Source organism: Dyadobacter sp. NIV53 (genome assembly GCF_019711195.1).
Taxonomy (GTDB): domain Bacteria; phylum Bacteroidota; class Bacteroidia; order Cytophagales; family Spirosomataceae; genus Dyadobacter.
In genome coordinates, this window is the sequence record NZ_CP081299.1 from 3,171,282 (window position 1) to 3,184,116 (window position 12,835).

Here is a 12,835-nt window from a genome sequence, read left to right on the forward strand (position 1 = left end):
AAGCCATTTTTACAGCTAATATTACCAGACTATATAAATATTAAAGATAATTTTACTTTTTAAACATTAATTCATATTTATTGACAGGAAATATTATTGTGCCATGGAACAACTGGACAAAATTGATACCAAAATATTACGCATTTTACAAAAAGATGCCAAGAAGACTACAAAAGAAATAGGCACAATGCTGAACCTGACGATCTCACCGATCTATGAAAGGATACGGAGACTGGAAAGTTTAGGATTTATAAAACAATACGTAGCAATTCTGGACAAAAAGCTTATTAACCGCTCAGTAACAAGTATTTGCCAGGTTTCTATGCGTTATCATAATGAGGCCTTTATTGAAAAATTTGAACAGGAAATCCAAAACCTGGAAGAAGTACAGGAATGTTACCATATGGCCGGACAAGTGGATTTTTTGCTAAAAATCAATGTAGGCAGCCTGGACGAATACCATGATTTTGTGAAGTACAAATTATCAAAGATTGATAATATTGGTGTGTTGAACAGTACGTTTGTGCTGAAAGAGATCAAGCATACTTCGGAGTTTTATATCTAAATCTGTTTAGATCAGGCTTTCCCAGACTGGCCGTCCCCATTTTAAAAACCCGGGAGGCCTGATCGTTCAGTTCTATTCAAATTTCAATGATTTTACAGGATCCATCAGAGCAGCTTTGATACTTTGGAAACTCACCGTAAAAAGTGCTACACTCATTGAGATAAGAGCCGCAATTATAAAGATCTCCCATGAGAGATCAATATGATAAACAAAGTTTTTCAGCCAGGTATTCATTGCATACCAGGCTAATGGAGAGGCTAGAATGATGGATACAAAAATCAGTTTCACAAAATCTTTTGAGAGTAATGCGATAACACCGGCTACATTAGCACCCAGCACTTTTCTGATTCCGATTTCTTTGGTCCGCTGTTCAGCAGTAAATGCAGCCAGGCCCAATAACCCCAGACAGGAAATAACAATAGCCAGAATTCCAAAATACCTGATCAATGTATTAACGATCATTTCTGAACGATACATCTTCTCATAATCTTCATCCATAAAATGATAGGAAAAAGGATAATTCGGATTGAACTCACGCGCTGTTTTCTCAATGTGTGATACCGCTTCCTGTGTTTTTCCAGGCTTTGTCCTGATCATCATATATGAAGTGTTCAGGCCTTTATAATTGACCAGGATTAGCGGCTGGATTGCTGTATGAAATGAACTGAGGTGGAAATCTTTCATTACGCCGACAATCGTTCCTTTTCCCATCCAGAATTTCACCTGTTTTCCCACCGGGTCTTTCATTTTCATCATTTTTGCAGCAGCCTCGTTAATGATATAATTGGCAGTATCAGCTGCAAATTCCTGTGAGAAATCCCGACCGTCCAGCATTTGAATATGCATGGTTTTGGCAAAATCATAACCCACAAAAGTAGCATTGACCGTATTGACCAGATCTTTATCCCGGCCATCCCAGTCCAGATCACCCGAATTGCCCTGAATATTGGTTGGCATGGAACCTGTTGTTGTAGCAGCAGAAATGTACTGTGAATTCAGTATTTCCCGACGAAAAACTTCCAGCTTGTTATACAAATCGCCTTCAAGAGAAATATACAGAACGTTTTCCTTATCCAGACCAAGACGTTTTGTCTGAATGTAATTCATTTGGCGGGCAATCACGAGCATGCCAATAATCAGAAAAATTGATAATCCGAACTGAAAAACCACAAGGCCTTTTCTCAGAAATGCACCTTTGTTCGTAAAAGTTAATCTTCCTTTCAAAATTCTGATAGGCTGCAAGGAAGACAGATACAAAGCCGGGTAACTGCCCGCAACCATTCCAGTAATGAGTATTAAAGCAATGACAGAAAACCACAGAGACGGATCAAATGCGGTAAGGGTGATCAGTTTTTGTACGACTTCGTTGAATGCAGGTAATAAACCAATAACAAGTATAATGGCCAATGAAGCCGCCAGTATGCTTACAATCAGAGATTCACCCAAAAATTGCATGATCAAAAATTTCCTTTCCGCACCTACTACTTTTCTCACACCTACCTCTTTCGCTCTTTTGACGGAACGTGCAGTAGACAAATTCATAAAATTAACACAAGCGATCAGCAGAATAAATATAGCTACTATGGAAAATACACGTACATATTCAATGCGTCCGCCGGAAGGTTTCAGATTTTCATATTCCCCGTGCAGGTAAACATCTCTTAATCCCTGAAGAATGGGAAAACTTACAAACTGAGGCGGGGTATTCTTCTTAATTACCTGCTTAATAACCATTTCCGCATGCAAGGGATCCGCCTGCGGTGTGAGCCTGACAAAGGTTCTGAAACTGAAATTTCCCCAGGTTTTCATCCAGTCCTGTTCCTGCACTTTGAAGTTAACAACCCAGTCCAGCTGAACGGATGCGTTTTGAGGTATATTCTCAAAAACGGAACTTACTGTAAAATCACTTGCATTATTTAGTTTGAGTGTTTTGCCAACGGCATTTGATGTACCAAAGTACTTCTCAGCGAGTTTACGGGAGATGGCTATGGATGTTGGCTGACTGATGGCTGAGCTGGCATTTCCTGCTACAAATGGGGTTTGAAATACTTTAAAGAAGTCCTGAGTGGCATATATTCCATTTTCTTTCGTTGATTTTTCTCCGACCTGGACAAGGAAATCACTATTCCAGGTAATTTTGGTTATCGCCGCAACTTCCGGAACTTCCTTTTGAATGGACTCCGACCATGGTCCCGGCGTAGCTTCTCCAACACTTTTTTCGCCTTTCCAGTCGGCCCCGGAACGAACGAGATAGATTTGTTCAAGATCAGGGTAAAAGCTGTTATAAGAAATTTCATCTTTTACCCAAAGCCATATCAGAAGACTACACGACATGCCCAAAGCAAGCCCAAAAATATTGATAAACGAGAAAAGCTTATTTTTCAACAAACTGCGGATCGCGATTTTAAAATAGTTTTTGAGCATGATCACATCATTTTAACATAAGAAAATTCAAATCGTAGCTGTACTCCAATTAGAGCTGGATTTTTCTTTAAAATTGATGTACCAATGAAAAATAACTTTTTAATTGGCTTTAAATCAATTAGTTAATTTGAGTGAAGTTTATAAAAAATGTCCGCTTCTGAACATGGATGAACGTAAACGGACGGCGGAGAAAATAAAAAGTATTTGAAACCAGACTTTCCAAGGCTTAGACCGAAAGCCTGTCAACCAATTTCAAAAATTCCTCTTCCCAACATTAAAACTAATCACCTTACTTCCTGCAACGCCTTTATTTGTAATTCCCTGAATAACCACTTTATAATTGCCCACCTGGTCAGAGGTATAAAATTGTATCTGTGCCTTGCCGTTTGTGTCCGTTGTTACATCCGGAGCCCAATGCAGCAGGTTTCTGAAATCAGGAACACGTGTTGACATATTGATCTGGTTGTCATATTTGGGTGCATAAAATTCTCTTTGCGCCTGCACGCCTTCATACGGCAAAACCAATACTTTCGGATCCAGTTCAAAACCAGCCAGGTCATTTTTATACGTCGAGAAACTGGTGATTCCGGTAAAAGACATAGAACCCAAAAAGAAACGTGAACTCATTAGTTCAATCTTTTTGATTTTCAACGGATCAATTTCCATGAATTTGTCATTATTGAATATTGGAATACCATCCAGTAAAACCAGCGGATCAGTTACGTAAAAAGTGCTTGGAACCAGTTTATCTATCATTCGGAAATGAAATTTTTTCTGTCTCTTTCTTACCATAACTCCTTTTACGTATTCTCGCAAAACCTCCTCCATCGTCGGGAACCTGGTAAAATCGTCCAGAAAATACTTTTCATCGGGTAATCCAAAAAAAGTAAGGGAATCTGTTAAAACCTTCTTCCGTTCGGAAAATATACGCGGTAAAAATGCATTACCGGTTTGCATATTAATACTGCGCGTCAGCAACTGCTCTTCCAGATTTTTATTAAACAAAAATGACGGAATAATACTGGTAGAAAATTGTTTTGAAAACGGATTGCTGATTTCGAATTTATAAATGGAATCCTTTGATATATCTGTTTGTAAAGTCAGTTCTTTTGGCCCTGTAAAGTTTTTCAATTCGAACATGATATTTCCGCTTCTGTCACTTTGATTTACATACAGTTTTGCAGGAAAATCAAGTGCAGCCATATATGTATCAATACCCGAAGCCGGGGAATTGTCACTGGTTTTTAGAACTTTACCATAAACAAAATGTCCGTCATATTCCGGTATATGCTGATACTTGGGGATCGTACTGTCAAAAACTTCTTCCCATTTGAATCTCCTCCATCCCTGCGAGATCATTAAATTATCCAGATCCTGATCGGTTTCTTTTGTATTATTTTCAAAATAATACGCCGGATTTTCAACATTTCCTTTGAGATCCGAAGTCAGGAAAATATAACTGAAAATATCATTTTGCGGCAAAGTCCTGATACTGTCCGACAAGAAAACAGACACCGACATATTGGCAAGATCAGATAAATTGGTTCCGGTACCTGCCGTCATATCCAACGTCACTTTTTCCCTTCCCGCGTACTCCCTTTTGTCTGTATTTGCACCTATATTCAATTGTTCTGCCGGACGCTTGAAATACAACCTTTCACAAACTGGTTTAAGCCTTTCGTTCAGGATAGTGATATGGGAAATCCCTTCTCCAAGCTGTTCCTTTTTGATAAAAAACTCAGTCTGATTATTTGTTAAAAGATGCTTCTCTACAATTTGATTGGCATGCCTTGTGTGCGTAATAATATATACCGGCACTTTATCTTCCTGTTGTAATGTACTTAAAACCGTTACTTTTAACTGATCAGAAGCCGAGTCAGTCACACGCATTACATACCCTCTTTCCTGAACTTCGGGCAATGAAAATGAGCTTTGTTTTCCTTTAACATCTATAATAATAGCCTTATACCCACTTGTTTTTTCGGGTTTAAACATAAAATAACCTATTCCGAACTTTCCAGGCCGAAATCTTGCAATCGTATCATTTTCAGGGCCAACGATCAAACCTCTGAAATCAATTCCTTTTGCATCCTGCCCTACTGCCCTGAATGCCATTTTACTTTCAATACCTTTTACCAGATATCCGCCTTCCGGGAAGAACTGGACATCATAAGCCGTTTCTTTATTTGCATCGGGTTCGGGATCAAATTTTACAAAAGGATTGATGATGGAAACATTGGTCTCAAAAAAGTAATCCGCATTGAAATTTTTCATCCAGTTGGTGTAACATCTTACTTTGTAATTACCACTGGCAATAGCTGCCGGGATCAGCAATGAACCATTCCCTTTTCCGCTAAGCAGCGAAAATTTGGTTTGGGCTACTGCATTATTCTCTTTATCCAGGATTTCCAGATAGGCAACCTTGCTCATATCCAGAAAGCGATAAGCAGAGCCATCCAGATAATACGCTTTGAACCACATCGTTTCACCAATCAGATATAATGAGCGGTCTGTGTGCAGGTAGATTTTTTCCTGCAAAGACGTTTTGCCATACAGGTCAAATCGTTCCTTTATGGATTTCACCATCGGATCTTCCTGCCCGTATCCCAACGCAGGAATAATCAGAAGGATAACAGAAAAAAATATAATTGCTTTATGTTTCATTTTATTCAAATATCAATCATGAATAATATTATTCCCAAAAAGGAGGTTTAGTCGTGGTTCCACCTTGTGTACGACAATCCGCACAACCGGTTGAAGTGCTCAAAACTTTCTCTGACCGGTCTCCGGTATAACTTATGAGCATTGCACCGGGACTACTTATTGCCTCTCCTATCGTCAGAGTATCCGGAGGATCGCACCTGGGATAGCTACCCAATCCGGGAGTCATGAAAATTCTTTTTGCAGCTACTGTTGAAGCACTGAAATACCCAAATACCAGTTCTTTTGCATCAGTCGTATTTTTAATGTTGCCGGTTACCTGTGAAGGTTGCGGATCAAACAAGCTACCTGTTCCCTGCGTAGTTTTTGCCAGATCAGTCCAATACTCAAATGCTTCCTGTGACAGGCCATACTGCTTCACCAGAATGCTGTATTTAATGTAAAATTTATTGGTATTTACAGGCACGACATTAAGTGGAAGATCCCTGATTTCATCAGCGCTTAATTTGATGGTAGAACCCAGCATAATGTTGGTCGACTTATTTGTTTTCCAACACAGATTAATATCATCTTTTCTGAAAACCAGTGTTTTATTTATAACATCGACTATCAAAGTTGAGTAATAAGCCGCCCGGTACTGAAACGTTTCTTCAAATTTCCATCTGTAAAACCGTGTATTATTCTTCGGATCGTGTGTATTTACACTAATTACCACCGCATCACGGCCAGCATCGTAGCGATAGCCAAGGCTGTCAATAGGAGGTGTTGTAATTACTGCTACGTCATTTGATACATATTCCTTGCCATTCAAAGTTTTAACAACCAGATGATATTTTACGGTTCCACTCATATTTGCCGGAGGAAGGAAATATACCCCGTTTCCTGCTTCAGTAAAATCATACGTTTCCCCGTTTTCACTTGCTACTGATACTCTGGCACCGGTTTCAGATATGTATGATGAAAAATCATTGGTATTTTGTGTGTATCTCAGCTCAACTTTACTGGTATCGCTGCCTATATTCAGAAAACCATCTACAACCAGAAATTGAATGGGTGAATTGATTTCAGGTGGAGAAAATGGTTGTATACAGCCAAATACCAAAACCGATAATGCACAAAGTGTGATAACGGTTTTGTATATTTTTTCTTTCCTGTCAATTTATTCCACATTATTCAGTGAGTTAATGATTACATATAGGGCGGCCTGGTAGTAGTGCCACCCTGTAAACGGCAGTCCGCACAGGAAGGAGCAACAACAAATACAGAATCAGACCGCCTTCCATAAGTTTGCAAAAGCAATTGTGAAGTTTTCAGACCACATTCAGAAACCTGATCAGAACATTTTATAGGTATCGTATCCGGGTCCATACATCGTGGATAACTTCCTACTCCCGGCGCAATCACAATTCGTTTTTGTGTTTCGGTAGACGCACTGAAATACCCAAAAACCAGATCGTCTAAGTTCGTTGTACTCCTTATATTACCAGTAATTTGTGATGGCTGAGGATCAAACAATGTTCCCGTACCCTGCGTGGTTTTGGCCAAATCAGTCCAGTATTCAAATGCCTGCTGGGACAATCCGTATTGTTTTATAAGAATGCTGTATTTGAAATAGAGTTTATTTGTAGATATAGCAACTATGTTTAGCGGAAGATCCTTGATAATATCACTGCTCAGTTTTACCGTAGAGCCAAGCAAAATATTGGTCGACAGCGATTTTTGCCAGCATATATTAATATTGTCCCTTCTTGGTACAACTTCTTCATTAACTACTTCAAGACCTGAATAATGAGCTGCGCGGTATTCCCAGGTTTCTTCAAATTTCCAGCGGTAAAACCGTGTATTATTCTGAGGATCGTGTGTATTTACATAAAATACGGCAGCTTCGCGGCCCAGATCAACTTTATAACCAATACTGTCGATAGGCGGTGTTTTGGATACGCCTACATATTCCGAAAGGTATTCCTGTCCACCCGAAGTAATGATCCGCAAGCGATATTGGTCAGAGTCGCTAAACTGATCAGGAAGTAAAACATATTGCCCGTTGTTTTCCTCACTAAAAAAATACTGTCCGCCTGTTTCACTTTCCACGGTAAGTTTCGCGCCTGATTCCACAACGGGATTTGTAAAATCATTTGTGTTCTGAGTCCTTCTCAGCGTAATCCTGCTCGTATCCCGCCCGACATTCAGGAAGCCATCCACAACCAGATAAGAATATGGCGAATTTACTTCCGGCGGGGAAAATGGCTGTATGCAGCTATCCACGAGAAGTATCAAAGCAAAAAAACTAATTTTCAGCAAATAGTATTTCATCACTTTTTTCTAGAATCTAAAATTGTAAGTAATGGTTGGTATCGGCTGGCCAAATATGGAAAGCTGATATCCGTTAACCTGCCCGGCAATAGTCTGGAAATAAACCGACGAAGCATTTTTTCGTCCCAGAACGTTATACACGGCCAAAGTCCAGGAACTATGCGCCAGTTTTTTTACCCGGTGATTTCCTTCAATATTCATCGCAACGTCCGCGCGGTAATAATCCGGAATCCGGAACTGATTTCTATCTGCATAATAGACTCTGTATCCCCCATCAATATAATATTTACCGATTGGAGGCGTGTAAGGCCGGCCTGTACTATATGTGAAATTCGCAGAGATACTAAAACGATGAGAAAGCCGGTAGTTGGTGATCATCGTAAAATCGTGCGGCTTATCATAATTGCTTGGATAGAAATTGCCATGGTTCGGTGCATCAGGCGATTCCCTGTCTATGGCCCTGAGTAGTGTTCTCGAATAGGTATAACTTATCCAGCCATTCAGTTTTCCGGTTGCTTTCTTTACCAGAAACTCAACTCCGTAAGCTTTTGCTTTGGTATTAAGCACGGCTGCTTCAATATTATGGTTCATGATAAGCGAATCACCACCTTTATAATCCAGGAAGTTTTTAATGTTTTTGTAGTAACCTTCCAGTGAAACTTCAATTTTGTTGCCTCTGAAATTCCTGTATAATCCTACCGAAAGCTGGTCGCCAATCTGTGGCTTAACGTATTTATCACTTAGTTTCCAGATATCCGTTGGAGAAACGGTCATGGTGTTGGTCAGCAAATGGATATATTGTCTTAATGTATTGTAGCTGACTTTAAGTGAAAGATTATCAAAAACGCTGTAACGAACCGAAGCACGATATTCGGGGCCGCCATAGTTCTGGATCTTTTTACCGGAACCATATACTTTGGTACTATCCTGATAAATGTAATCAATCGGAAAACCAGGAACGTAGGTATTTACTGTTTTAGGGCCTAAATATTGAAAAAAGGAATAGCGGATACCGGCAGTAATAGAAAGCCTTGGATTTACTTCAAATTTATCTTCTATAAAAACAGCACTTTCTGTGGCTTGTTCGGCTTCCAGCCTGTCTGATATAATCAGGGATTGTGTTCCCCGTGGTGTAAACGTTCCGGGATTTAGTTTATAATAAATGGAGCTCAGCCCGAAATTAAGCGTATGGCGCGGATCAAGTTCGTAGCTTAAATCCGCTTTAAAATTGGACTGGTTAATATTGAATTTCAGGTCAAACGAATTAAGAGGCAACCCTGACGCGCCCATTGCATACTGGTACCTGCTGTGGGAAGCCGTGAAAACACCATATAATTTTTCATTGAAGGTATGTTTCCATTTCAGGGCAGCCAGTTTGTTCTGATAGCTATAAAGTGTATCGCCGTATAACCGGAAACGGTCATCGCTCACATAACCTGTTAAAAGCAGGCTGTTCTTTTCATTAATTTCATGACTTACATTCAGGTTCAGATCATAAAAAGACGCAGAACTTTGGTTGTATGCAGGATTGTCCAAGGCTTTGATCACCCAGTTGGAATAGGTTGATCGTCCGCCCAAAAGAAAAGAAGTTTTATCCTTAATAATTGGCCCTTCAACGGTCAGCCGGCCTGTAACCAACCCGATTCCACCTGAAGCAACATATTTTTTCTTATTGCCATCACGGCTGTTGATGTCCAGCACAGACGATAACCTACCTCCGAATTTTGCAGGAATTGTACTTTTATAAATTTCGACATCCCGCAGTACGTCCGGATTGAATGCCGAGAAAAACCCGAAAAGATGGGAAGGATTGTAAATAACCGCATCATTGAACTGGATCAGGTTCTGGTCTGTCGAACCTCCGCGTACATTGAGCCCGGTGCTATTTTCTCCTACAGATTTTATTCCGGGCAAGGTCATAATCGTACGAAGCAAATCAGTTTCACCAAAAACGGTCGGAACCTGTTTAAGATCCTTGATGGTAAGTTTGACGGTTCCCATTTGAGTTCCGACCACATTTTTATCCATTCCTGCTTTTACAAAAACTTCCTTTAGGGCGATAACACTTTCACGCATTTCCACGTCCAGTTTTCCGTCCGAGTAAAGAACGATCTGACGTTGTGTTTCACGCATTCCGGTACTTTTGACTTTGATCAGATGTTTTCCTCTTGGGATTGTAAGTGCATATAATCCAAGAGCATCGGTAGTTACACCAATAGAAGGAGATTCTATAAAAATGGCAGCTCCAATAACAGGTTCGCCGGTTATTGCATTGCGGATGTAGCCGGTAAGTGTAGAGTTTCCGGGAGATATACGTGTTTTTTTTATTCCAATTTCATGCAGTTTGCTCTCCGCAGAAGACAACAGCTTTTCCTTAGCATCATTTTCAGGGCCTTCATAAGAAACCGGACCATCACCTGGGCTATCAGGATTAAATAATCCCGGCTGAAGCTGTGTAATGATCTTTTGCCCTGCTGTTATATAAATCCTGTTCTGTTTATCGATCGCATACTCAAATTCTGAGCCTTTGAATACCTGATCCAGCACTTCACGAATAGACTGGTTGCTTACATTCAGGTCAAGGGCCAGGCTGTCGAACCTGGTAGCATCGTAATAAAAATAATAATTGGTCTGAGATTCTATCTGTTTTACAAAATCATAAAAACGTGCTGAATCCAGCCGCATGGTGATCTTTTTTTCCGGTTCATTTTGTGCATAAGAATTTTGAAAACCCAATATTGAACAAAACAGAATAATAAAGAGTAAAGTTATCTTCATGGCTTGGTTAGGTCATCGTATGTTGCTACAATTTTGGCAATGGCAGTTTCACGGTTTTGCCTGAATCTGATCCTTTCATCCCTAAGCGCTTTTCTCAGCTCTCTTTTTCGTTCCGGGAATAATTTCAGGACAGATTTTTTGGTCCGGACAGAATGATACGAGCCGTTTGTGCGGATATAATAGAAATCCTTTTCCGGAAAAAATGCAATTATTTTTTTATCTACGATTTTTTCCTGCCGCTGTTTGCTCCTGCGTACCAGTGTTCTTGATTTGCCTTCATACAAAATATCGTAAAAGCCTGTACGCATTTGCGGATTGATATCTTTTCCCGCTTCAAACCTTCTGAATGTATGATTGTCTTTTAAAAAGTAATTTACTTTTTCAGATTGCAGCATTTGATGATCACCATAAAAATGTTTGATAATCAGTTCATCTTTTACAATATCATAGATCATCGGGATGCTGTCAAAACGTTGTCCATCGTAAAATACGACTCCTTTTTGCCATTTCCTGTCACCAAAAAACTGATGTTCTTCCATTCTTGCATCATATAAATAATACAGGCGGCCGTTGTAAATATTCTGGGACTGGGCAGTAGCTTCCTTGTATAAGGAAATCGGAAATTTTGTTTCAGGCAGGACTTGCAGTTTGTTTATTTCTAATAAGTTCTCATCCCTTACAACGAAACCGGAATCAGTTTGTGAAAAAGACAAACAGGATTGAACTACCAGAAAAAATAAAATGGTACAAAAACGCATATATACACTGTATTTTATTTCTATACGAAATTATAATTGTTGTTTGTTGCAAAGAACAGGTAATAAATATACAAACAAGTACACGTAAGTTACTTAACATTTTTCGGAAATATTAAGGCGTCTGGGGATTATACAATTCCTTAAACAGTGCGGCAAAGCAAAAAAATATTTATATAACTACCCTTTCTTATTGAATGATTCTAACTTTGAAGCTTAATTCATCCACACATCTACTCAAATTTTATTCATTAATATTTTTCTATGAAAATTCTTATTACAGGAGGAGCAGGTTTTGTTGGTTCTGCTTTGGCTATATCACTAAAATTAAACTATCCGCATTACCAAATATTCGCATTAGATAACCTGAAACGCCGCGGTTCAGAACTAAATTTGAGCAGACTCAAACAACATGGAGTAGAGTTCGTTCATGGTGATATCCGTAGCAAAGAAGATTTTGACAATATACCGGCAGTAGATACGGTAATAGAGGCATCTGCCGAACCTTCTGTTCTGGCAGGATTGGACGGAACACCTGATTATCTGATTAATACAAATTTATTCGGCACTGTAAACTGTCTCAATTTTGCATTAAAACATAAGGCAGCTTTTATCTTCCTTTCTACAAGCCGCGTTTATCCAATCAAAACCATTGAAACCTTAAATTTCGTGGAAGAGGAAACCCGGTTTTCTTTATCGGATGAACAGTCGGTACCAGGTGTTTCTTCAAAAGGAATTGCTGAAGATTTTCCTTTAACCGGTGCAAGATCATTGTATGGAACCACTAAGCTTGCTTCAGAACTGATCATTCAGGAATACAATGAATTTTATAATCTGCGTACCGTTATCAATCGCTGCGGCGTAATTACAGGCCCATGGCAAATGGGCAAAGTGGATCAGGGTGTGATGGTATTGTGGATTGCAAAGCATTATTTTGAACAGCAACTGGGTTATTTCGGCTACGGAGGTACTGGCAAACAAATGCGCGATATGCTGCACGTTGCGGATCTGTACAGACTGATTGACTGGCAATTACATAATCTGGATAAAGTTAACGGGGAAATAATAAATGCAGGCGGCGGTTTACAAAGCAGTGCTTCGTTACAGGAACTGACCAAAATATGCCAGGAAGTTACAGGCAAAACGATTCCAATTAAGGTAGTCCCTGAAACCCGTACAGCAGATATCCGTTTGTACCTGACCGACAATACAAAAGTTACGGCAATGACAGGATGGGAACCAAAAATCGGCATTCGCCAGATTGTAGAGGAAATTACGGCCTGGCTTGCAGAAAATGAAAAAGATCTGGCTCCGATTTTGATGTAGCCGATTGCCTGCT

Annotated in this window: 8 protein-coding genes; 2 read left to right on the forward strand and 6 right to left on the reverse strand. The window is 39.6% G+C overall.

The genetic code is table 11. The features are described from left to right. The first annotated feature begins 103 nt into the window (after positions 1-103). The gene (locus KZC02_RS12725; RefSeq protein WP_221394439.1) at positions 104-565 is read left to right on the forward strand and encodes an Lrp/AsnC family transcriptional regulator; all 462 of its coding nucleotides are present in this window, start codon (positions 104-106) and stop codon (positions 563-565) included. A 72-nt stretch (positions 566-637) separates the two neighbouring features. Here KZC02_RS12725 and KZC02_RS12730 read toward each other — a convergent pair whose 3' ends face one another. From KZC02_RS12730 to KZC02_RS12755, 6 genes are all read right to left on the reverse strand, one after another. After that, complete coding sequence (locus tag KZC02_RS12730; protein WP_221394440.1) at positions 638-2,989, reverse strand: ABC transporter permease; 2,352 nt, start codon at positions 2,987-2,989, stop codon at positions 638-640. A 252-nt stretch (positions 2,990-3,241) separates the two neighbouring features. Continuing rightward, a complete protein-coding gene (locus KZC02_RS12735) occupies positions 3,242-5,653 on the reverse strand; it encodes a hypothetical protein (protein WP_221394441.1) in 2,412 nt (803 codons plus the stop codon). 28 nt (positions 5,654-5,681) lie between these two features. Then, complete coding sequence (locus KZC02_RS12740) at positions 5,682-6,752, reverse strand: DUF4249 domain-containing protein (RefSeq protein WP_229254251.1); 1,071 nt, start codon at positions 6,750-6,752, stop codon at positions 5,682-5,684. Positions 6,753-6,838: 86 nt separating this feature from the next. Then, positions 6,839-7,963: a DUF4249 domain-containing protein gene (locus tag KZC02_RS12745; protein WP_221394442.1), complete on the reverse strand. Its 1,125-nt coding sequence runs from the start codon at positions 7,961-7,963 to the stop codon at positions 6,839-6,841. Between the two features lie 9 nt (positions 7,964-7,972). Further along, the gene (locus KZC02_RS12750; protein ID WP_221394443.1) at positions 7,973-10,741 is read right to left on the reverse strand and encodes a TonB-dependent receptor; all 2,769 of its coding nucleotides are present in this window, start codon (positions 10,739-10,741) and stop codon (positions 7,973-7,975) included. Then, positions 10,738-11,499, reverse strand: coding sequence for a hypothetical protein (locus KZC02_RS12755; protein WP_221394444.1), 762 nt, complete (start codon positions 11,497-11,499; stop codon positions 10,738-10,740). The genes KZC02_RS12750 and KZC02_RS12755 overlap by 4 nt, the downstream gene beginning before the upstream one ends. A 261-nt stretch (positions 11,500-11,760) precedes the next feature. Here KZC02_RS12755 and KZC02_RS12760 point away from each other — a divergent pair, with 261 nt between their 5' ends. Beyond that, positions 11,761-12,822 (forward strand): NAD-dependent epimerase/dehydratase family protein, encoded by a 1,062-nt coding sequence (locus KZC02_RS12760; protein WP_221394445.1) that lies wholly within the window; start codon positions 11,761-11,763, stop codon positions 12,820-12,822. The last annotated feature ends 13 nt before the right edge of the window (positions 12,823-12,835 follow it).